Origin of the sequence: Janthinobacterium sp. 13, from assembly GCF_002749695.1 — a bacterium.
GTDB lineage: Bacteria > Pseudomonadota > Gammaproteobacteria > Burkholderiales > Burkholderiaceae_D > Janthinobacterium > Janthinobacterium kumbetense.
Genome location: NZ_PEEQ01000001.1, coordinates 2,688,229 through 2,711,550, shown reverse-complemented (window position 1 = coordinate 2,711,550; position 23,322 = coordinate 2,688,229). Strand labels below are relative to the sequence as shown.

At 61.1% G+C, this 23,322-nt stretch carries 14 protein-coding genes; 7 read left to right on the top strand and 7 right to left on the bottom strand.

The genetic code is table 11. The features are described from left to right. Positions 1-116 precede the first annotated feature (116 nt). Both rpoB and rpoC read left to right on the top strand, forming a co-directional pair. Positions 117-4,223 (top strand): DNA-directed RNA polymerase subunit beta, encoded by a 4,107-nt coding sequence (gene rpoB / locus CLU94_RS11905; RefSeq protein WP_077398780.1) that lies wholly within the window; start codon positions 117-119, stop codon positions 4,221-4,223. Between the two features lie 109 nt (positions 4,224-4,332). Next, on the top strand, positions 4,333-8,574 hold the full coding sequence (gene rpoC / locus CLU94_RS11900; RefSeq protein ID WP_034753138.1) for a DNA-directed RNA polymerase subunit beta': 4,242 nt from the start codon (positions 4,333-4,335) through the stop codon (positions 8,572-8,574). A 67-nt stretch (positions 8,575-8,641) separates the two neighbouring features. Here rpoC and CLU94_RS11895 read toward each other — a convergent pair whose 3' ends face one another. After that, on the bottom strand, positions 8,642-10,087 hold the full coding sequence (locus tag CLU94_RS11895; protein ID WP_099665765.1) for an FAD-dependent monooxygenase: 1,446 nt from the start codon (positions 10,085-10,087) through the stop codon (positions 8,642-8,644). Positions 10,088-10,167: 80 nt separating this feature from the next. Between CLU94_RS11895 and CLU94_RS11890 the strand changes: the two genes are divergently transcribed. The 3 genes from CLU94_RS11890 to CLU94_RS11880 all read left to right on the top strand — a co-directional run bounded on the left by CLU94_RS11890 (position 10,168) and on the right by CLU94_RS11880 (position 12,638). Next, the gene (locus CLU94_RS11890) at positions 10,168-10,818 is read left to right on the top strand and encodes a TetR/AcrR family transcriptional regulator C-terminal domain-containing protein (protein WP_099665764.1); all 651 of its coding nucleotides are present in this window, start codon (positions 10,168-10,170) and stop codon (positions 10,816-10,818) included. Between the two features lie 223 nt (positions 10,819-11,041). After that, entirely contained in the window at positions 11,042-11,722 is a 681-nt protein-coding gene (locus CLU94_RS11885; protein WP_257218774.1) for an ArsR family transcriptional regulator, read from the top strand. Between the two features lie 76 nt (positions 11,723-11,798). After that, on the top strand, positions 11,799-12,638 hold the full coding sequence (locus CLU94_RS11880) for an HDOD domain-containing protein (protein ID WP_099668278.1): 840 nt from the start codon (positions 11,799-11,801) through the stop codon (positions 12,636-12,638). 73 nt (positions 12,639-12,711) lie between these two features. Here CLU94_RS11880 and CLU94_RS11875 read toward each other — a convergent pair whose 3' ends face one another. The 4 genes from CLU94_RS11875 to CLU94_RS11860 form a co-directional block, all read right to left on the bottom strand. Further along, positions 12,712-14,523 carry a DUF885 domain-containing protein gene (locus tag CLU94_RS11875; RefSeq protein ID WP_099665763.1) on the bottom strand — a complete coding sequence of 604 codons (1,812 nt, stop codon included), beginning with the start codon at positions 14,521-14,523 and terminating at the stop codon, positions 12,712-12,714. 260 nt (positions 14,524-14,783) lie between these two features. Then, positions 14,784-15,881: a M48 family metallopeptidase gene (locus tag CLU94_RS11870; protein ID WP_099665762.1), complete on the bottom strand. Its 1,098-nt coding sequence runs from the start codon at positions 15,879-15,881 to the stop codon at positions 14,784-14,786. After that, positions 15,878-17,044 (bottom strand): HPP family protein, encoded by a 1,167-nt coding sequence (locus CLU94_RS11865; RefSeq protein ID WP_099665761.1) that lies wholly within the window; start codon positions 17,042-17,044, stop codon positions 15,878-15,880. Before CLU94_RS11865 ends, CLU94_RS11870 begins: the two co-directional genes overlap by 4 nt. Before the next feature lie 79 nt (positions 17,045-17,123). Beyond that, positions 17,124-17,420, bottom strand: a complete 297-nt coding sequence (locus tag CLU94_RS11860; protein ID WP_099665760.1) for a DUF3349 domain-containing protein — start codon at positions 17,418-17,420, stop codon at positions 17,124-17,126. 148 nt (positions 17,421-17,568) lie between these two features. Here CLU94_RS11860 and CLU94_RS11855 point away from each other — a divergent pair, with 148 nt between their 5' ends. Further along, on the top strand, positions 17,569-18,081 hold the full coding sequence (locus CLU94_RS11855; RefSeq protein WP_218965289.1) for a thioredoxin family protein: 513 nt from the start codon (positions 17,569-17,571) through the stop codon (positions 18,079-18,081). Positions 18,082-18,097: 16 nt separating this feature from the next. Here CLU94_RS11855 and CLU94_RS11850 read toward each other — a convergent pair whose 3' ends face one another. Further along, positions 18,098-20,092, bottom strand: coding sequence for a methyl-accepting chemotaxis protein (locus CLU94_RS11850; RefSeq protein ID WP_099665759.1), 1,995 nt, complete (start codon positions 20,090-20,092; stop codon positions 18,098-18,100). 189 nt (positions 20,093-20,281) lie between these two features. Further along, the gene (locus CLU94_RS11845; RefSeq protein WP_099665758.1) at positions 20,282-20,779 is read right to left on the bottom strand and encodes an Lrp/AsnC family transcriptional regulator; all 498 of its coding nucleotides are present in this window, start codon (positions 20,777-20,779) and stop codon (positions 20,282-20,284) included. 154 nt (positions 20,780-20,933) lie between these two features. Between CLU94_RS11845 and CLU94_RS11840 the strand changes: the two genes are divergently transcribed. Continuing rightward, positions 20,934-22,961 carry an aminotransferase class V-fold PLP-dependent enzyme gene (locus CLU94_RS11840; protein WP_099665757.1) on the top strand — a complete coding sequence of 676 codons (2,028 nt, stop codon included), beginning with the start codon at positions 20,934-20,936 and terminating at the stop codon, positions 22,959-22,961. Positions 22,962-23,322: the final 361 nt, after the last annotated feature.

Here is a 23,322-nt window from a genome sequence, read left to right as displayed (position 1 = left end):
TTCGATTCAAGCCGGAAAGCAGAGCCTTGAGGTTTCGTCTGTGTCACACGCAGCGGTGCAAACGAACACTTGCAAAACCTGAATTTTCTATCCTTTCTGTCACTCACGGAGTGTCCATGCACTACTCATTTACTGAGAAGAAACGCATTCGCAAATCATTCGCGAAGCGCGCCAACGTTCACCACGTTCCGTTCCTGCTGGCGACCCAGCTCGAGTCTTATCATAGTTTCTTGCAAGAGGACATAGCACCGTCCGGCCGCAAGAATGATGGCCTGCAGTCGGCTTTCACTTCGATTTTCCCTATCGTTTCGCACAATGGTTTTGCGCGTCTCGAATTCTTGTCGTACGTTCTGGGCGATCCTGCCTTTGACGTCAAAGAATGTCAACAACGTGGCCTGACGTTCGCGTCGCCGCTGCGCGCGAAAGTGCGCCTGGTGATCCTGGACAAGGAATCGCCAACCAAACCTGTCGTCAAGGAAATGAAAGAACAGGAAGTCTACATGGGCGAATTGCCGCTCATGACGACCACCGGTTCGTTCGTCATCAACGGCACGGAGCGGGTTATCGTTTCCCAGCTGCACCGTTCGCCTGGCGTGTTCTTCGAGCACGACCGCGGCAAGACCCACTCGTCGGGCAAGCTGCTGTTCTCCGCGCGTATCATTCCTTACCGCGGTTCGTGGCTGGACTTCGAGTTCGACCCGAAAGACATCCTGTTCTTCCGCGTCGACCGCCGCCGCAAGATGCCAGTGACGATCCTGCTCAAAGCCATCGGCATGTCGCACGAGCAAATCCTGGCGAATTTCTTTGTCTTCGACAATTTCAACCTGCGCTCCGAAGGCGCGGAAATGGAATTCGTCTCCGAACGTCTGCGCGGCGAAGTGGCGCGCTTTGACATCGTCGACAAGTCGGGCAAGACCCTGGTGCTGAAAGACAAGCGTATCAACGCGAAACACGTGCGTGATATCGAAGCTGCCGGCATCAAGCACATTTCCGTACCGGAAGACTACCTGCTGGGCCGCGTATTGGCGAAGAATATCGTCGATGGCGACACCGGCGAAGTCGTCGCGTCCGCGAACGATGAGCTGACCGAAGACTTGCTGGGTCGCTTGCGCGATGCCAACATTTCCGAAATCCAGACCTTGTACACCAACGACCTGGATCAGGGCGCCTACATCTCGCAAACCCTGCGTATCGACGACACCGCCGACCAGATGGCTGCGAAAGTGGCGATCTACCGCATGATGCGTCCAGGCGAACCGCCAACGGAAGATTCCGTTGAAGCGCTGTTCAATGGCCTGTTCTACAACTCGGACCGCTACGACCTGTCGGCCGTGGGCCGCATGAAGTTCAACCGCCGCATTGGCCGCGATGAACTGACGGGCGCCATGACCCTGTCGAACGAAGACGTGCTGGCCGTGATCAAGATCCTGGTGGAACTGCGCAATGGCCGCGGCGAAGTCGACGATATCGATCACCTGGGTAACCGTCGCGTACGTTGCGTGGGCGAACTGGCCGAGAATCAATTCCGCGCCGGCCTGGTGCGTGTTGAACGCGCCGTCAAGGAACGCCTCGGCCAAGCCGAAGCGGACAACCTGATGCCGCACGACCTGATCAACTCGAAGCCGATTTCGGCCGCGATTCGCGAGTTCTTCGGTTCGTCCCAGCTGTCGCAGTTCATGGACCAAACCAATCCTCTGTCGGAAATTACCCACAAGCGCCGCGTATCGGCTCTGGGACCCGGCGGTCTGACACGCGAACGCGCCGGCTTTGAAGTGCGCGACGTGCATCCGACCCACTACGGCCGCGTCTGCCCGATCGAGACACCGGAAGGTCCGAACATTGGTCTGATCAACTCGCTGGCTCTGTATGCCCGCCTGAATGAATACGGCTTCCTGGAAACCCCGTACCGCAAGGTCGAAGGCTCCAAGATTACCGATCAGATCGACTACCTGTCCGCCATCGAAGAAGGCCGCTACATCATCGCTCAGGCGAATGCGACCATCAACGACGAAGGCATGCTGTCCGATGAACTGGTCTCGGCCCGTGAAGCCGGCGAAACCATCCTGGTCTCCCCGGAGCGCATCCAGTACATGGACGTGGCGCCAGGCCAGATCGTTTCCGTCGCTGCCTCGCTGATTCCGTTCCTCGAACACGATGATGCGAACCGTGCATTGATGGGCGCCAACATGCAACGCCAGGCCGTGCCTTGCTTGCGTCCGGAAAAAGCGCTGGTCGGTACTGGTATCGAACGCACCGTTGCGGTCGACTCGGGCACGACCGTGCAAGCGCTGCGTGGCGGTATCGTCGATTACATCGATGCGGGCCGTGTCGTGATTCGCGTGAACGATGACGAAGCTACCGCTGGTGAAGTGGGCGTCGACATCTACAACCTGATCAAGTACACCCGTTCGAACCAGAACACCAACATCAACCAGCGTCCTATCGTGCAAGTGGGCGACCGTGTTGCCAAGCGCGACGTGATCGCCGACGGCGCATCGACCGACCTGGGTGAATTGGCGCTGGGCCAGAACATGACCGTGGCTTTCATGCCATGGAATGGTCTGAACTTCGAAGATTCGATCCTGATCTCGGAAAACGTCGTCAAGGACGACCGCTACACCTCGATTCACATCGAAGAGTTGTCGGTAGTAGCCCGTGACACGAAACTGGGCGCGGAAGAAATTACGCGCGACATCTCGAACCTGGCTGAAAACCAGCTGGCTCGTCTGGATGAGTCCGGTATCGTCTACATCGGCGCGGAAGTACAAGCCGGCGACACCCTGGTCGGTAAGGTAACGCCTAAAGGCGAAACCCAGCTGACCCCGGAAGAGAAGCTGCTGCGCGCGATCTTCGGCGAAAAAGCGTCGGACGTGAAAGACACCTCGCTGCGCGTGCCTTCGGGCATGATCGGTACCGTGATCGACGTGCAAGTCTTCACCCGTGAAGGCATCGTGCGCGACAAGCGTGCCCAGCAAATTATCGATGACGAACTGAAACGCTTCCGTCTGGATCTGAACGACCAGATGCGTATCGTTGAAGGCGATGCCTTCCAGCGTCTGGAAAAAATGCTGATCGGAAAAGTTGTCAACGGCGGCCCGAAAAAGCTGGCCAAAGGCGCCAAGATCACCAAGGAATACCTGGCCGATCTGGACAAATACCACTGGTTCGACATCCGCCCTGCGGACGACGATGCCGCGGTAGCGCTGGAAGCGATCAAGGAATCGATCAACGAGAAGCGTCACCAGTTCGATCTGGCCTTCGAAGAGAAGCGCAAGAAACTGACGCAAGGCGATGAGCTGCAACCAGGCGTGCAAAAAATGGTCAAGGTGTACCTGGCCGTGAAACGCCGCCTGCAGTCGGGCGACAAGATGGCAGGTCGCCACGGTAACAAGGGTGTGGTTTCCCGTATTGTTCCTGTGGAAGATATGCCATACATGGCCGACGGCACGCCAGCCGACGTTGTGCTGAACCCGCTGGGCGTTCCTTCGCGGATGAACGTTGGTCAGATTCTCGAGACTCACTTGGGCTGGGCTGCCAAGGGTCTGGGTATCCGCATCGGCGAAATGCTGAAGGCGCAAACCAAGGTCGAGCAAGTGCGCAAGTACCTGACGACGATCTACAACGACAACGGCCGTGCCGAAGAGCTGAACGACTTCGACGACGAAGAGATCATGAAGCTGGCGGAAAACCTGAAAAAAGGTGTTCCATTCGCCACGCCAGTGTTCGACGGTGCCAATGAAGAAGAGATCCGCCGCATGCTGGACCTGGCGTATCCGGACGACATCGCCAAGAACCTGGGCATGACCGCTTCGAAAAACCAGGTGACCATGTATGACGGTCGCACCGGTGAAGCGTTCGAGCGCAAGGTTACTGTCGGCGTCATGCACATGCTGAAACTACATCACTTGGTTGATGACAAGATGCATGCGCGTTCGACCGGTCCTTACTCGCTGGTGACGCAACAGCCACTGGGCGGTAAAGCCCAGTTCGGTGGTCAGCGTTTCGGTGAGATGGAAGTCTGGGCACTGGAAGCGTATGGCGCGTCGTATGTCTTGCAAGAGATGTTGACCGTCAAGTCCGATGACGTGAATGGCCGTACCAAAGTGTACGAGAACCTCGTCAAGGGCGACCACGTGATCGACGCCGGCATGCCGGAATCGTTCAACGTGCTGGTCAAGGAAATCCGTTCGCTGGGTATCGATATCGACCTCGAACGCAACTAAAAGACAGCCACCTGTCATTTGGTTTGGGAAACACAAAGCCCGGCTGGGAAACCACGCCGGGCAATGTAGTCTCAGGAATATAGAAATTTAATCACCTCTGGAGTGATACATGAAAGCACTGCTCGATCTATTCAAGCAAGTACAGACCAACGAGACCTTCGATGCAATCAAGATCGGTCTCGCTTCGCCTGAGAAAATCCGTTCGTGGTCCTACGGCGAAGTCAAGAAGCCGGAAACCATCAACTACCGTACCTTCAAGCCTGAGCGCGACGGCCTGTTCTGCGCCAAGATCTTTGGCCCGATCAAGGATTACGAATGCCTTTGCGGCAAGTACAAGCGCCTGAAACACCGCGGCGTGATCTGCGAAAAGTGCGGCGTCGAAGTCACCCTGGCCAAAGTGCGCCGCGAGCGCATGGGCCACATCGAGCTGGCTTCGCCTACCGCGCACATCTGGTTCCTGAAGTCGCTGCCGTCGCGTCTGGGCATGGTCCTGGACATGACCCTGCGGGACATCGAACGCGTGCTGTACTTTGAAGCATACGTCGTGACCGATCCAGGCATGACCCCGCTGAAAAAATGCCAGATCATGTCGGAAGACGACTACGCCGCCAAGTACGAAGAGTACGGCGACGACTTCACCGCCTTCATGGGCGCCGAAGGTATCCGTGAACTGCTGCGCTCGATCGACATCCACCGCGATGCCGAAACCCTGCGCGTGGAACTGAAGGAGTCGAAATCCGAAGCCAAGATCAAGAAATACGCGAAGCGCCTGAAAGTGCTGGAAGCGTTCCAACGTTCGGGCATCAAGCCTGACTGGATGATCATGGAAGTGCTGCCAGTGCTGCCGCCGGAACTGCGTCCGCTGGTACCGCTGGATGGCGGCCGTTTCGCGACCTCGGATCTGAACGATCTGTATCGCCGCGTCATCAACCGTAACAACCGTCTGAAACGCCTGATGGAGCTGCGTGCTCCAGAGATCATCACGCGCAACGAAAAGCGCATGCTGCAAGAAGCGGTCGATTCGCTGCTGGACAACGGCCGTCGCGGCAAAGCGATGACCGGCGCCAACAAGCGTCCGCTGAAATCGCTGGCAGAGATGATCAAGGGCAAGGGCGGCCGTTTCCGTCAAAACTTGCTGGGCAAACGCGTCGATTACTCCGGTCGTTCGGTCATCGTCGTGGGCCCGCAATTGAAACTGCATCAGTGCGGCTTGCCGAAACTGATGGCGCTGGAACTGTTCAAACCATTCATTTTCAATAAACTGGAACTGATGGGCCTGGCGACTACGATCAAGGCTGCGAAAAAGTTGGTCGAGATTCAAGAGCCGGTCGTGTGGGACATCCTGGAAGACGTGATCCGTGAACATCCGATCATGTTGAACCGCGCACCTACCTTGCACCGTCTGGGTATCCAGGCGTTCGAGCCAGTCCTGATTGAAGGCAAGGCCATCCAGCTGCACCCGCTCGTCTGCGCCGCATTCAACGCCGACTTTGACGGTGACCAAATGGCGGTCCACGTTCCTCTGTCGATCGAAGCGCAGATGGAAGCACGCACTTTGATGCTGGCATCGAACAACATCCTGTTCCCATCGAACGGCGAACCATCGATCGTTCCTTCCCAGGATATCGTGTTGGGTCTGTACTACGCCACCCGCGAAGCGATCAATGCGAAGAACGAAGGGATGATGTTCCCTGACGTATCAGAAGTGATCCGCGCCTACGACAACAAGGAAGTCGAACTGACGACCCGCGTTACCGTGCGTATTACCGAATACCCGAAAAACGCCGAAACGGGCGAATTCGAGAAAACGGTTACCCGCTACGAAACGACGATCGGCCGTGCGATCCTGTCGGAAATTCTGCCTAAAGGCCTGCCGTTCTCCGTCCTGAACCGCGCGCTGAAAAAGAAAGAAATTTCCAAGCTGATCAACACGTCGTTCCGCAAGTGCGGCCTGCGCGCCACCGTGGTGTTCGCAGACAAACTGATGCAATCGGGTTTCCGCCTGGCGACACGCGCCGGTATCTCGATCTGCGTCGACGACATGCTGGTACCGCCTCAAAAAGTTACCCTGATCGCGACGGCCGAATCGGAAGTCAAGCAGATCGAACAGCAATACGCCTCGGGTCTCGTGACCGCCGGCGAGCGTTACAACAAGGTAGTCGATATCTGGGGCAAGACCTCGGATGAAGTCGGCAAGGCCATGATGGACCAGCTCAAAGTCGAAGACGTGATCCGCCGCGACGGCACCAAGTCGACGCAAGAATCGTTCAACGCCATTTACATGATGGCCGACTCCGGCGCGCGCGGTTCCGCAGCCCAGATTCGCCAGTTGGCCGGTATGCGTGGTCTGATGGCCAAACCGGATGGCTCGATTATCGAAACGCCGATTACCGCGAACTTCCGCGAAGGTCTGAACGTTTTGCAGTACTTCATTTCGACCCACGGTGCGCGTAAAGGTCTGGCCGATACGGCGCTGAAGACGGCTAACTCCGGTTACCTGACGCGTCGTCTGGTTGACGTGACGCAAGACTTGGTGGTGATCGAGGACGATTGCGGCACCATGAACGGCGCCGTCATGAAGGCACTGGTCGAAGGTGGTGAAGTCATCGAACCGTTGCGTGACCGTATCCTCGGCCGCGTGGTGGTGCATGACGTCGTCAATCCTGAAACCCAGGAAACGCTGTACGAAGCCGGCACCTTGATGGACGAAGACATGGTCGAAGAGATCGAACGTCTGTCCATCGATGAAGTCAAGGTTCGCACGCCACTGACTTGCGACACGCGCTTCGGCCTGTGCGCCAAGTGCTATGGCCGCGACCTGGGCCGCGGCATGCTGGTCAACGCCGGCGAAGCCGTCGGTGTGGTGGCAGCGCAGTCGATTGGTGAGCCTGGTACCCAGCTGACCATGCGTACGTTCCACATTGGTGGTGCGGCATCGCGTGCAGCAGTGGCATCGTCGGTGGAAGCCAAGTCGAACGGTACCATCCGCTTCACGGCAACCATGCGTTACGTGACGAACGGCAAGGGCGCGCAAATCGTCATTTCCCGTTCCGGCGAAGTGCTGATCACCGACGACCATGGCCGTGAGCGTGAGCGTCATAAAGTGCCGTACGGTGCGACCCTGATCGTCAAGGACGGCATGGTCATCAAGGCCGGTACGGCCCTGGCAACGTGGGATCCGCTGACCCGTCCGATCATTACCGAATACGCCGGTCAAGTGCGTTTCGAGAACGTCGAAGAAGGCGTCACCGTAGCCCGTCAGGTCGACGAAGTGACCGGTCTGTCCACCCTGGTGGCGATCGATGCGAAACGTCGCGGTTCGTTGACGAAAACGTTGCGTCCGCAAGTCAAGCTGATCAACGACGCGAACGAAGAAGTCAAGATCGCCGGTACCGAACACTCGGTGGCGATCGGCTTCCAGGTCGGCGCACTGATCATGGTCAAGGACGGTCAACAGGTATCGGTTGGTGAAGTGCTGGCACGTATTCCTACCGAATCGCAAAAAACGCGCGATATTACCGGTGGTCTGCCACGCGTTGCGGAACTGTTCGAAGCGCGCTCGCCGAAAGATGCCGGTATGCTGGCGGAAGTCACGGGTACGGTTGCGTTCGGTAAAGAAACCAAGGGCAAGCAGCGTCTGGAAATCACGGACATGGACGGCAACAAGCATGAGTTCTTGATTACCAAGGACAAACAAGTGCTGGTGCATGACGGCCAAGTCGTGAATAAGGGCGAGATGATCGTGGACGGCCCGGCCGATCCGCAAGACATCCTGCGCCTGCTGGGTATCGAAGCGCTGGCACGTTACATCGTTGACGAAGTGCAAGACGTGTACCGTCTGCAAGGCGTGAAGATCAATGACAAGCACATCGAAGTGATCGTGCGTCAGATGCTGCGCCGCGTTCAGATCGTCAATGCCGGCGACACCAACTACATCGTTGGCGAGCAGGTAGAGCGTTCGGAACTGCTGGACGAGAACGATCGCATGGCCGTTGAGAACAAGATTCCAGCGACCTACGAAAACGTCTTGTTGGGTATTACCAAGGCATCGCTGTCGACCGATTCGTTCATCTCGGCCGCATCGTTCCAGGAAACCACCCGCGTGCTGACCGAAGCGGCGATCATGGGCAAGCGCGATGGTCTGCGCGGCCTGAAAGAGAACGTCATCGTCGGCCGTCTGATTCCTGGCGGTACGGGTCTGGCCTTCCACCGCGCACGCAAAGAGAAAGAAGCGTGGGAAGTGGAAGAGCGTCAAGCGCTGCTGCTGGCCGAGAAAGCCTCGATGGCTGGCGAAGCTGCCGAAGCGCTGCAGGATATCGAAACCCAGCAACACCACGGCGACGAAGCGTAATCTGCGCTGCTAGCTGACAAGAACGGCACCTTCGGGTGCCGTTTTTTTTCGTCTTGAGATAAGTCAATCAGACCGCGTGGTCCGCATAGCCGTCGGGCCGGATCAGCAGGCTTTTGATGCCGGCCAGTGGCTGGCAGCCGGGTTTGATGGTCAGCGAAGTGAGCCAGGCCGCATCGAAACGGTACGGTTGTGCTGCGTGCGCGGCATTGCCAACGACCAACTGCAGCCATTTTCCCGCGTGCAACAGTTCATGGATGCCCACGGCCGTGCCGTCGGCCAGGCGCAGCAGCCAGTCGGGCACGCGCCGGCCGATCCAGTCTGCGCTGCCGGTGCTCGCGTCAGAGCCCAGCGAGATGGGATAGCGCACGCCAAAGCCGGACAACTCGCTGGCCAGCGCGCGGTTGACGTCCGGTTGCGCCAGCATGTCGCTGATGGTGGCGCGCAGGGCCAGGGTGCGCGCGTCAAAACGCGTCAGCATGGCCGTTTGCGCGAGGGTATTGTGCTGCAACGACACGCCAACGGGATGGCGCTCCGCATGGTAGCTGTCGAGCAGGCTGTCCGGTGCATAACCCTTGAGCACGCCGGCCAGCTTCCAGCCCAGGTTCATCGCGTCCTGCATCCCCACGTTCATGCCCTGGCCGCCTGCCGGCATGTGGATGTGGGCGGCATCGCCGGCCAGGAAGACGCGTCCCTGGCGATAGCCTCGGGCCAACCGTGTTTCGTCGTTGAAGCGCGACAGCCAGCTGGCGTCATGCAGGCCGAAATCGTGGTCCGCGATGGCCGTGCTGGCCTGCGACAACTCCTCCAGGGTGGCCGCTTCCGCCGCCGCAACCTGGGGGCGGCGCGCATTCAGGGTGATGACGCGGTAGCGGCCTTGCCCCAGCGGCACGATCATCAGGCTACCCGCTGCGTTCGTCAGGGACAGCATGGGTGACGCGGGCGGATGGCGCAACTGAACATCTCCCATGAGCATGCTGCACGTGGCCGCCACGCCGTCGAAGGCGATGCCCGCCTGCTGGCGCACGAGGCTGCGAGCGCCATCGGTGCCGATCAGGTAACGGGCACGCAGGCAGAATGGGGCGCCATCGTGCGTGCCGGCCACCGTGACGCCATCGTCATCCTGCTGTGTCTGTTCCACGAGCGCGCCGCGAACAATTGCCACGCCGTCTTCCAGCAATTGCTCTTCCAGCAGGCGTTCCGTCGTGTTTTGCGGCAGGAACAAGGTGTAGGGATGGGGCGTGTCGAAGCCGGAAAAGTCGAGCCGGGTATCGAGGCCCGCATAGTGGCCGCTGGACAAGGAGGTGCCCAGCGCAACAAAGCGCTGGTCCAGGCCCCGCAAGCCCAGCATTTCCAGGGTGCGGCCATGGATGGTCAGCGCACGCGAATGCGCGCTGCGTTGCGGCCGCCGTTCCAGGATGGTCACGCGGATGCCGGCCAGGCGCACTTCGCAGGCCAGGGTCAGGCCGACGGGGCCGGCGCCGACGATGATGACTTCGATATCGCTATTGTGCATGTCGCTCTCAATCTAACGTTGTTAGTCTGTGCAAAATGGTAAACTAACGACGTTAGAGTTTCAAGGGAAATGACAGGAAAATGAAAATTCAACGCGAAGCCGTGGTGGCCAGGGCGCTCGAGCTGCTGGACGAAGTGGGTATCGAAGGCTTGACCATGCGCCGCCTGGCCGACGCGATGGGCATCAAGGCCGCTTCGCTGTACTGGCATTTCGCGAACAAGCAGGCTTTGCTTGATGGCATGGCCGACGTGCTGATCGAAGACGTGGCAAGGAACGTCGATGCGGATGCTGGCTGGGAAGCGCAGTTGCGCCAGGTGGCGGCGCAACTGCGCGCGGCGTTATCGGCCCGCCGCGATGGCGTGCGCGTCTTTGGCGGTACCTATGTGATATCGGAAAACGTGTTTCGCGTCGCCGAAGCGTTAATCGGTCCGATGCGTACAGCCGGGGTGTCGGAGAAACTGGCCAGTTGGAGCGCATTTACGCTGCTCTATTATGTGCTCGGTTTTGTCATGGAAGCGCAAGGCGCGGGACCGGGAAGCGCCGCGATGCATGCATTATCGAACCGGCGTGCCGCTTTCGCCGCCATGGCGGCCGACCATTATCCGCACGTGCTCGCATCCATGGATGCCATCTTTAATGCGGAAATCGACGACCGTTTTAATGCGGGACTCGATTTGATTATGATCGGCTTGCAGGAAAAAATTAAAATGAATCAAGGTATATATAATTGATCTGTCCGGCATCCATATATTTTGATGGCCGGGCATATTCAATCACCTTCCTTTTTTTCCGCATTTTTACTGTTGCCCTGTTCGCTTTGCAGTGAGCGCTCACATTGATTTTCCTCCTCGGCGCCGTTACGGGCCGTGCCGTGGCGTGTCGGGTGATGCCGAGTGCCGTCAGCACGGCCGCCACTGGTCGCGACCGGCACACGTGTTGCGCAAATGTCCGGGCATGGCGGGCCACGCCAATTATCAGTTTATTCATGCTAAGATTTGGCGCATGATTGCCCAAGCCCTGTTTACTCCCGCCCAGCAGAAACTGCTGGGATTGCTGTTTGTCCGCGTGAATGAAGGCTTTCACTTGAACGAGATCATGCGCCTGACCGGCCTTGGCAGCGCGTCGGCGCAACGGGAGCTGCGCCGCTTGCATGAGTCCGGCCTGATCACGTCGGAGCGGATCGGCAATGTGCGGCGCTTCTGGCCCAACAAGGAAAGCCTCGTGTATCCGGAGTTGAGCGGACTGGTGCAGAAAACTTTCGGCATCGTTGGCGTCCTCAGCATGACGCTGGCGCCCTTGCGTGCCCAGTTGCACCTGGCATTCGTGTCGGGTGCCACGGCGAAGGGACAGGACATGCCTGGCAGCGCCATCGATTTGCTGCTGGTGGGCGAAGAAGCCAATTATGGCGATCTGTTGACGGGATTGGCGCCGGCCGAGCGAACCTTGAGGCGTAAAATCAATCCCAACTTATATACGCTGGCCGATTATCGCCGGCGTCTGCGTGAAGGCCAGCCATTTCTGCTGCAGGTATTACAGCAGCCGAAGTTGTTTGTTATTGGCGATGAATCGCTATTGCATGCGCTGGCATTGCCAGATTCCTCAATGCAGGCGAATGACATGCCATCTGTATTCTAAAGGCCGGGCCTGGCATTCAATTTTTAATGCATGACATTGTTGGCCAGGAAAATATCTGAGGCGGATTGATCGTATGATGAATAAACTACAGGCTTTCGGTTTAATTGTTTCCCAGGCGGTGCGCGGTGAATTAACGTTTCCCACGAGTGTGAATTCCGCACTGCAATTGCAATTGGCCCTGGCTGAACCGGACTGCCATATCGATCATGCGATCAAGCTGGTTCTGGGCGAACCCTTGCTGGCGGCGCGCACGGTCGCGCTGGCCAACTCGGCCGTGTACAGCCGCGGCGATGCGGCGCCCGTGACCAGCGTGCGCGCCGCCGTCATGCGCATGGGGTACCGCAATCTGTACGCGCTGGTGGCGGCCATGGTAGTGCGCCAGTTCGGCAGCAAGATCATCGACCCCGTCCTGCGCCAGAAGGCGACCCAGCTGTGGGAGCACACGGCCCACGTGGCGGCGCTGGCGCACGTGCTGGCCCGCCGCGTGACGCACGTCGATGCCGACACGGCGCTGTTCGCCGGTATCGTGCATGAGGTGGGAGGCTTTTATTTGCTGTCGCGTGCCGATGAGTTCCCAGGCTTGCTCGACGACGATACGGATCACTGGATGGAGTCCGCCGAAGAGATCATTTCCCGCGAAGTCATGAAGAAGCTGCTGATCCCGCTGGCCGTGAGCGAAGCCATCGAAGGCTTGCGCGATGGCTTGCTATCCATCCCGCCCGACTCCCTGCTCGATACCTTGTTGTTGGCCAAGCAACTGTCACCCGTGCCGTCGCCCTTGCAGCTGACGTACGTGGAAATGCTCACGCCCTCCGATTCCGTCATCGATTTCATTATCGACAACGAGACCCTGCAAAGCATCCTGGCCGAATCGGCCGAGGAAGTACACTCGATGAGCGCCGCGCTGCTGGTGTAGCTGGAAACGCCGGCGGCGAAAAAAAACGGCAGCGCCATCGAGGTGCTGCCGTTTTGTTTTCAGGCGCTGCCGCTTACTTCTGCTGCGCGATCCAACGGTCGACCTTGGCTTCCAGCAGCTTCAGGGGCAGGGTGCCGTCGCCGAGTACCACTTCGTGAAACTTCGGCAGGCTGAACTTGTCGCCCAGCGCTTGCTGCGCGCGCTGGCGCAGTTCGACGATCTTCAGCGAACCGATCTTGTAGCCCAGCGCCTGGCCCGGCCACGCCATGTAGCGTTCCGTTTCGCTTTTCGCCACGGCGTCATAGCCGAGGGTGTCGCGCATGTACTTGATCGTCTGCTCGCGCGTCCAGCCCTTGGTGTGCAAGCCCGTGTCGACCACCAGGCGCACGGCGCGCAGCATCTCGTCGTTCAAGTGGCCGAAATACTGGGCCGGATCCTCGAACAGGCCCATTTCCTTGCCCAGGGTTTCCGCATACAGGGCCCAGCCTTCCGTGAAGGCATTGTTGCCGCCGAAACGGCGGAAGTTCGGCAAGTCCATCTCTTGCACCAGCGCCAGGTGGAAATGGTGGCCAGGCTTGCCTTCGTGCAGGAACAGGGTGGTCATGCCCGTGTCGCCATACAGTTTCGGATCCGTGACGACGGACCAGAACACGCCCGGGCGCGAACCGTCGGCGGCCGGCGCCGTGTAGTGGTCGGCGGCCGTGTCGCGGCTCAGTTCAGGTTCCAGGCGCAAGTCCAGCGGCGCCTTCGGCACCAGGGTGAACAGGGCTGGCAATTTGCTGTCGAGCAGCACGTTCAGCTTGCGGTAGACGTCGAGCACTTCCTGCTCCGTCTTGAACGGGCGGTATTTCGCCTGTTCCGACACCCACACGGGCAAGCCGGCAGCCGGGCCGTTGTAGCCCATCTTCGGGCCCACGATCGCGTATTGTTCCTGGATGCGCGCCACTTCCTTCAAGCCGATGGCGTGGATTTGCTCCGGCTTCAAATCCGTGGTGGTGCTGCTGGCCACGCGCGCCTGGTACCAGCTGGCGCCATCGGGCAGGGCGCTCCAGCCGCTGCTCGTGCGGCCGGCCGGCAGGTAATCGCGTTCCATGAAGGTGGACAGGCGCTGCAGCGCAGGCATCAGCTTGGCCTCGATGATGACGGTGTAGGTTTGCGTCAGGCGCGCCTTGTCCGCGTCGGAAAAGCTGGCCGGCAAGTTCTTGATGGGCGTGTAATAGACGCTCTCCTGCGGCGTGGCGCTGACGAGTTTCTTGAATTGCGGCAATGCCGATTCCGTCAGCGCCTTCGGCAGCACGATGCCCTTTTGCATGCCGACCCGCATATTGGCGATGGCCTGGTCTATCCAGCCCGGCAACTGGCCAATACGGCTCAGGTAAGCGTCATACTCCTTGACCGTGGTCAAAGGCTGCGATGCCTCTCCGCCCGCATAATTGGCCAGGGTAACGGGCATGCTGTCCATCTGGTTCAGGGGCAACAGGTGTTCGGGGAAGCGTTCGAAGCTCAGCGCCGTGGCCAGTTCATAGTCGAGGATATCGTAGTTGATCTGGTCCTGGTGCGACAGCTGCGCGCGGGCAATGCTGCGCAGGGTCTTCTGGTACTGGCGGTACAGGGCGAATTGTTTTGCGCGCGCGGCGGGCACGATGGCTGAACCGATCTGGTCGTCGAAACGGTTGTCGCCGCTCTCGGTGGCATTGATCGGCTCGAAACGGGCCAGCGCATCATAGTATTGGTCGGCCAGCACTTGCAGCTGCTGCTTCGCTTTGGGCGCGCTGACGGCCACGGTTTTGGCTGCGGGCTGGGCCGCTTGCGCCATGGGCGCATGGGCGAGCAACAGGGAGATGGCCAGGGTGCCGAGGGTGCCGGCGGCAAAACGATGCTTCATGCGCGAGATCCTTTGTAAGGAGGGAATGAACGGAGGCTTACAACGCCTAATAAAACCGTAGCGAGCGGAAGGAAGTTGTGGTCGAGAAGCGCAACTGTACGAAGGTACAGTGAGCATCGCAGACCGCAAATTACGACGCGCAGTAGGTTTTGATAGGCGTTCTTGGCGGGGTCGGGGTGGCCGTTCAAGATGGAACAGCCGGGGCGTAAGCATACGCCATTGCCCAGTGCGTTTGGATAAATTGTGCGGGAGAAATGTTGCTATTTGTCCGCTGGCGCGACCAGGGCTTTCATCGCCTGCCAGTGCTGGCTGACCAAGGGGACGCAGGCAGGGCAGGTCGTGGCAGCGATCAGGCTGCGGATCTGCTGCGCGCGTGCCGCCGTTTGCGGGTGTGAGGAAATCCATCCCGGTACGCTGGCCTTGTCCTTGTCGTCGAGCTTCTGGAAAAAGCGCAGCATGCCGTCCGGGCGGATTCGCGCGCGCTGCAAGGCCAGCAAACCCAGGCGATCCGCCTCTTCTTCCATGTCGCGGCTGAAATACAGGGTGCCGGCCTGGTGCGCCAGCATGGCGGCCACGGCGCTGATGTCGCCGATGGTCACGCCCATCAGGGCGCCCCAGCCCAGGCTGCTGATCATTTGTCGCAACGAATGGCGCTGCTCCACGTGCTGCACTTCATGCGCCAGCACGCCGGCCAGCTCGCCCGGATCCCCCGCCTGGCGCAGCAAGCCCGTATGCACGACGATGATGCCGCCCGGCATGGCAAACGCGTTGACCGTGTCGTCCTGCTTGACGAGCCAGCGGTACTGGTAGCGCGAACCGGTCGTCAGCTGGCGGCCGATTTCCTGCACTGTTTGCTGCGCCACGCCGCTCTCGCTGATGCTGCCCTGCGCGCGTACTTGCGCCAGGGCCAGTTCGCCCAGCTGCTTTTCCGTCGACAGGGGAATCAGCCCCGCCAGCGCGCCGACGGCATGGCCGCCTTGCCACCACAGCAGGGCCGTGGCGACGACGGCGGCGCCCGTCAAACCGAGCAGCCAGCCCGACACCTGCCGCCGGTTGCGCTGGCGCTCGCCCCACAAACGCTGCAGTTGCGGTTGCAGCGCCGCCGGCGCTTCGCGCAAGACGATGGCGATGTCCTCCGCGCCGAGCGGTTTCAGCGACGCTTGTCGTCCTTGTTCGTCGAGCCAGTTCAGGAACAGTTCCGGCCCGTCGACGCCGCCCACGCTGACGACCAGCTGCGCCACGTCGACACCATGGCCGGGCGCATCGATGGCGAGCTGGGTGCCAAAGAAATGTGCGCTGACAGGCGTGCCAGCCGGGCCGCCATCGGGACCGGTCAGCAGTGCCTGGAAGGGCGTCATGCGGCGGCCTCGGCAAAGCGGCTTTCGTACAGGGCCGCCATCAGGTCGGACTGGCTGATGATGCCGGCCAGGCGTTCATCCTCGTCGAGGATGGGAATATGGTGGTAGCCGGCGTCGGCCATCAGGGGCACGAGGTCGATGATGGGCGTGCCCAGGCGGGCCGTGTGCGGCGACGGCGTCATCAGCTGGCCCACCACTTCCGGCTTGTCGCCGTGGGACAGGCCGCTGCGCTGCAGCAAGCCGCGCAGGCGCTGGCGCATGCCTTGATAATCGTCGAGGCCGCCATGGCGCAGGAAATCCGTCTGCGTGATGATGCCGATGACGCGGCGCGCCCGGTTCAGCACGGGCAGGGCGCCCACCTGGTGCTCGCGCATGGTACGCCAGGCAACATCGAGCGGCGTGCCGAATTCCACGCTGAGCACATCCTTTGACATGATGTCGGCGCAGGTGACGACGCCGAAACGGCGCTGGTAGGCGCGCATTTCCGTTTGCAGGAAGATGGCTTGCAAATCGTCGCGGCTGATATCGAGCACTTCGCTGTGCTGGCGCAAGACGGCATCGAGGTCGTCCGGCGAAAAGCCCAGGCGGTTGCTGGGCACGTCATCCCGGGTGGCGTGCGGATGCGGTGCCACCAGTTGCTGGATGTGCGGGTAGCGACGCCCCGTCAGGTTGTTGTACAGCACGGCGCAAGCAACCAGCACGGCGGAATTGAACAGCACGGTGATGAAGACGAACTCAAAGCCGGCCGCATGCACGCTGGCGCCGCCGACCACGGTGGTGAGCGCCACGGCCCCGCCCGGCGGATGCAAACAGCGCAGGGCAAACATGGCGCCGATGGCCAGGCAGGCGGCCAGGGCCGCCACGCCCACGCTCGATCCCAGCCACTTCACGCAAGCCATGCCCACCAGGCCGGAGACGACGTTGCCGCCCACCACGGACCACGGTTGCGCCAGCGGGCTGGCCGGCAGGCAGAACAGCAGCACGGCAGAGGCGCCCATGGGCGCGATCAGGTAGACACTGGCGCTGTCGGGGGCCAGCAGGAAGTGGCAGATGAGTCCAGTGAGCAACAGACCGCAGATGGCGCCCGCGCAGGCGCGCAATTGTTCGCGGCGGCTGCCGTTGTTCGGTTGCGGCAGCCAGCGTGCCAGGAAAGAAGTCGTCATGGGGAGGGCGCGTTCGGGCCGCGTTGCTCTGTGTGAGCCCGATATTATCCCATGCGTTCCATTTCGCTGCCTGCGGGCATTAATCCCCGGCGCAGACGGCGTGCAGGCCGTGCCGCGCCAGCAAGTTCCCGACGGCCGCGATGGCGGACGGTTCCCGCTTGCTGCTGGCGCAGGCATGGATGTCATTGAAGACCGTCGCCGCATCCTTGGCCGTGACGGCGGCCATCAGCTCGGCCAGGTTGCGGTCGGAAAAGTGTTCATACAACAGGTCCAGCACGGCGAAGTACGCCGAGTCTGGCATGCCGCCGGGATAGGCGCTGCACAGCATGCGCGCGGCGCCGGATAGCGTTGGGGGCAGGCTGTCTGGCATGTTCAAGTGGCTTATCCTTGGCGTGCTTATACGTTTTTCGCATAAGCACAGTGCAATTAAATGGTGGATATTTCCTACAGGTACGCATATTCTAGACAATCACGCCCGCTGGCAGCTGTTCAGCTGGCTTCACGATCTCTCTCAGGAGTCCCGCATGCGCGTTTCCCGTTTCGTTTCCCTTTTCTTTGCCAGCCTGCTGCTTTCCGGCACCGCCGTTGCCGCCGCCCCGACGCCGGCCAACCCCGTCGCCACGCCGCATTTGCCGTATAACGCGGCGGCCGATGCCAAGGCCGACGTGGCCCGCGCGCTGGCCGAGGCCAAGGCGGCGCACGTGCCAGTCCTGCTGATCTTTGGCGCCAACTGGTGCGAGGATTGCCGCGCGCTCGACAAGGCCTTGAAGGAAGGCAAGAATGCCGAGCTGATGCAACAGCAGTTCAAGGTCGTCAAGGTCGACGTGGGTAACTTCGACCATAACCTTGACGTGGCGCAAGCCTATGGCAATCCGCTCAAGAAAGGCATCCCCGCCGCCGTGCTCGTATCGAGCGACAACAACCAGGTGCTGTACGCCACCAAGGGCGGCGAACTGGCGAATGCCCGCCGCATGAGCGAGAGCGGCATTTATGATTTCTTCAAGCAAGCGGCAAGCGTGAAAGCGCCGGCGATTTAAGCGTTTTCCAGCACCCTTAAAATTCTTCCCACGCATCGCTGGCCGGCGCTGTCGGGCGCGCTGCTGCTGCCTTGGCCAGTGCTGGACGGGCCGGCTTGGGCAGCGCCGGCTTGCCGGCCGGCTGCTGCGCGGCATGCCCGGTTTCTTCCAGCTTGAAGACGCTGACCACCTGCGCCAGCCGCCCAGCCTGATCCTGCAAGGACTGGGCTGCCGCCGCCGCTTCTTCCACCAGCGCCGCATTTTGCTGGGTGGCGTCATCCATCTGCGTGACCGTGGCATTGACTTGCGCGATGCCCTGGCTTTGCTCCTGGCTGGCCGAGGCGATTTCTCCCATCAGGTCGGCGACTCTTTGCACGGAGACGACGATGTCCTGCATGGTAGCGCCGGCCGAGTCGACCAGTTTGCTGCCCGCGTCCACCTTGCTGCCCGAGTCGACGATCAAGTCCTTGATTTCCTTCGCCGCCTGGCTTGACCTCTGCGCCAGGTTGCGCACCTCGGTTGCCACCACGGCAAAGCCGCGGCCCTGTTCGCCCGCGCGCGCCGCCTCGACCGCTGCGTTCAGCGCGAGGATATTGGTTTGGAAGGCAATGCCGTCGATCACGCCGATAATATCTGCTATCTTGCGTGAACTCTCCGTAATTGCGCCCATCGTTTGCACGACTTGTCCGACCACTTCGCCGCCCTTGACGGCGTGGCTTGAAGCCGACACCACCAGCTGGTTCGCCTGACGCGCGTTGTCCGCGTTCTGTTTCACGGTCGATGTCAGCTCTTCCATGGCCGCCGCCGTCTCTTCCAGGCTTGACGCCTGGGCTTCCGTACGCGCCGACAGGTCCAGGTTGCCCGACGCGATCTGGCTCGATGCGCTGGCAATCGCCCCGGTACTATCGCGAACTTCGCGTATCGTCACGTTCAGCGACGCGACGAAGCGGTTGAAGGCGGCGGCCAGGGCGCCGACCTCGTCTTCGGATTCGACGGGCATGCGGCGGCTCAAGTCGCCGTTCCCGCTGGCGATTTCGCTGAGCATGTCGGCCGCGCGCGCGACGGGGGCGGCGATGGCGCGGCTGATGACATAAATGATGCACAGGGCGATGCCGCCGCCCACCAGGCCGGCGATCAGGGCGGCGATCAGGGCCGAACGCGTGACGTTGCCCAGCACTTCCGCTTCCGGCACCTCGGCCATCACATACAGATTCAATTCCGGCACGAAGGAGGCGGCGACGAACTGGCGTCCCGCCGGCGCGTCGTAGATGGCGTACGCGTACTTGTTGCCCGTCAGCAGAGTCTTGCTCAGTGCCGCGCTAAAGCCGGGCAAGTCCTTCAATTGATGCTTGCCGTCGGCCAAGGCCGGATCGCGGTGCACCAGCAGCACGCCGTTGGCGCGCGCCAGGTAGACATGGCCCGTCTGGCCGATCTTGTAGCTGCGGATGGTGTCGGCCAATGCATTGATGGACAGGCCCAGGCCGGCCGCGATCTGCTTGCCGCCCGCCGTCTGGCCGCGCGCATTCAGGTACAGCATCAGGTCGCTGGAGTTTTCCGCCTTGTCGATGTCGAGCGTGTAAGCCTTGTCGCCGGCCAGCAAGCCATAAAACCACTGGTCGGCCGCCTGGTTCTTGTCCAGGGTGCGCAGCAAGCCTTCCGTGGTGAAATATTTGCCCGTGCTGGCCGAAGCCCAGTTGATCGAGGCCGCCTTGTTCTTTTCCTTGACGACGGTGGCGTAGCGCTGGAAGGTGGCAATACCGCTGTCGGGCAAGCCAGCGTCTTCCCAGTCTTGCAGGTAGACATCGTTGGCCATGGTTTGCACCACGGACAGGGGCTGGCTGATCTGGCGCAGCACATCGTTGCGGATCTCGCCCACCTGTGCCGGCAATTCCTGGCCGACGACGCGTTCGCGCACGTAATCGCTGCTCATGCGCACGCTGAGGAAGGACGAGATCGCCATGAAGAGCAGCAGGCACAAGCCCATGCTGAACAGGAGTTTTTTCTGGATGGAGAGACGGCGGAGCAGTGACATGGAAGACCTTGAATGATGGCCTGCACAATCGGCAGAAAAGCGGGCAGGCAAGCCTGCAGTATACCGGCCGGGCCGTGCGTTTCACGGCACCATTGCTGCTTTCAGGCTATTTATGTTGCAATGCAGCAACGAAAAAAGCAGGCAATCATGCCGATTTTTCATGCTTGTTCGCCATGCGGGGAAAATGGGTCAAGCAGGCAAGCCGTGGGCGATCAATTCCAGCGGTAATTCCGTGCTGCACTTGATTTGTTCCATGGAGAAGGCGGACGACACGCCCGTCAGCTGCACCGCTTTGATGAGCTTTTTATAGAAGGTGTCGTAGCCCTTGATGTCGGTGGTAACGACTTTCAGCAGGTAGTCGATATCGCCGCTCATGCGGTGAAATTCCTGCACCTCGGGCAAGACGATGACGGCGGCGGCGAAGCGGCGCAGCCATTTTTCATCGTGCTGACCGGTGCGCACGCTGACGAAGACGGTCACGGGCAAACCCACTTTTTGCCGGTTGACGATGGCCACGCGGCTCTCGATATAGCCCTCTTCCTCCAGGCGCTTGACCCGCTTCCAGCACGGCGTGCTCGACAAGCCGATCTTCTCGCTGAGGGCGGCGATCGACAAGGTGCCATCCTGCTGCAGGGCGGCCAGGATGGCGCAGTCGAATTTGTCGAGCGGAGTGTTTGGTGAATGCATTTCACTATTCCTGTTTTTATAGCATGAACATGCTGCATATTACCGTGTTTGCAGTGTCTTTTGGCATATCTTCACGGACGGGGGCCGGTAGACTGTTCATACGTTCCAGCCGCCAGTGCTGCCCCTTTATTTATAGAATCCCCAGACTGCCATCATGAAAGAAATCTACCTCGACAGCAATGCCACCACCTGCGTGCTGCCCGCCGCCGTTGCCGCCGCCCGGCAAGCGATGGAGCAGGGCTATGGCAATCCCAGTAGCACCCACGCGACGGGATTGCAGGCCAAGGCCATGATGGATGGCGTGCGCCAGCGCGCCAGCGGCCTGCTGGGCGTGGGCGACGGCCGGTTGATGTTCAACAGCGGCGCCACCGAAGGCATCCAGACGGCCGTGCTGTCGGCCCTGTGCGCGCTGCGCGAACGGCGCGACGCGGGCAAGCGCATCGGCAGCCTGCTGCTGTATGGCGCGACCGAGCACAAGGCCGTGCCGGAAAGCCTGGCGCACTGGAACCGGCTCCTGGGCCTGAACCTGGAAGTGCGCAAGCTGCCCGTCGATGCGCAGGGACGCCACGATTTGCAGGCGCTCGATGCGCTGATCGGCGACGCGGCCATGCTGTGCACGATGGCGGCGAATAATGAAACGGGCGTCGTCAGCGACTTGTCCGCCATCGCCCAGCTGCTGCAGGAACGGGGTGCCGATGCCTACTGGATGGTCGATTGCGTGCAGGCGCTGGGCAAGCTGAAGCTGAACCTGGCCGCCACGCGCATCGACTACGCGCCGTTTTCCGGCCACAAGCTGTATGCGCCCAAGGGCATCGGCATGCTGTATGTGCGCGCCGGCGCGCCGTTCACCCCCCTGATGATGGGCGGCGGCCAGGAAGCGGGCCTGCGCTCGGGCACGGAAAACATGGCCGGCATCGCCGCGCTGGGCACCGTGCTGGCCGCGCTCGACGATGGCAAGACCTTCCGCAGCCACGCCGACCTGGCTGCTTTCCGCGAGCAGCTGGTGGCCAGCCTGGAACGCGCTTTCCCCGGCATCGTGTTCAATATGCCGTTCGACTTGTCGCTGCCGACGACGCTCAATTTTTCCGTGCCCGGCTTGTCCTCGAAAGAGCTGCTGGACCTGTTCGACGCGGCGCGCGTGCGCGTCAGCTCGGGCAGCGCCTGTTCCGCCGCCAAGGCCCTGCCCAGCTATGTGCTGGAAGCGATGCACGTGCCGCAATGGCGCGCCAGCTCGGCCATCCGTTTGTCGTTCGGCCCCCTGATCGACGCGGCGACGGTGACGGCCGCCTGCGCGCGCATCGAGCGTTGCGGCGAAGCGCTGCGCAGCAGCTGTTTGCTGCCATCGGCGCTGGCGCCATCGCCGCAGGACGGCATAATCCAGTTGAGCGTCGATGGCCAGTGCACCTGGCTGCTCAGCGACGCTGCCAGCGCCAGTTGCGTCGTCATCGATCCCGTCGCCGCCCTGGTGCCGCGCCTGGCCGCCTACATCCGCTGCCAGCACCTGGCCTTGCGCGCCATCGTGCACACGGCCGCCCCGGCCGACCATGGCGTGGCGCGCCTGGCCTTGCTGCAGGAACTCGCCATCGAACAGGTGGGCCGCATCGATATCGACGGTGAGCTGGCACTGGGCCAGCAGCGCCTGCGACGCGTCGAGTGTGGCGAAAACCATGTGTATCTGCTGGAGCAGCGCTTTGCCTTCATCGGCGCGCTGGCGCCCGAGGCGTTGACGCCCTTGCTGGATGCGGCGCTGGTGATGCAAGACACCGTGCTGTGCGCGTCAAGCGACGATGGCGGCATTTGCGGTACCGTGCGCACCGTACGGGACGGTATCGTGCCGAGCGCCGAACTGCAGCTCGATGCGGCCGCTTTGCCCGCCTTCCTGCGCCAGCATCCCGACGCCATCCTCGTCGACGTGCGCGAAGCGTATGAACACGCGGCGTGCGCCGGCACGGTATTCGAGGGTTGCGCCGTGCACAGCGTACCGCTGAGCCGCCTGGCGGGACAGGTGGCTGAATGGTTGCAGCAGCCGCAGCGTCCGTTGGTCTTTTTCTGCCGCAGCGGCAACCGCAGCGCGCGCGCCGCCGCCTGCCTGCGCCGCCTCGGTCACGGCGCGGCATGGCAGCTCAACGGCGGCATGGCGATGGCGGAGGCGACGCGTCACCCGCTGGCCATCGCTGCCTGAGCGGCTTGAACTTTCTTCCTTGAAATATTGCACCGTGTCATTATTGGCACGGTGCCGCTACTCCTTTTCCTCTGTTCATTTCCTCCAGGAATCTTTCTCCCGTTTCACTCGCTGATTTCTTTGCCGGCACGCCCCTAAAGCGCCGGGTATGTACGCTAGCGCACGGTCTTGCGCGCAGGGCGCCCCTACGATGAAGTTGAGAAAATCTCCCTACACCCTGAGATTCGTCGCAACGCTCCGGCGCTTCGCTTTCCGTCTTCGCCAGTGTCCGATCGTGTTCTTCCAGACTGGGCCAGCGTGACGGCGGCCGCTGGCTGCCTGCGCGCACCTAGCGAGGCCAAGTTGAAAGAGTACACAGCAG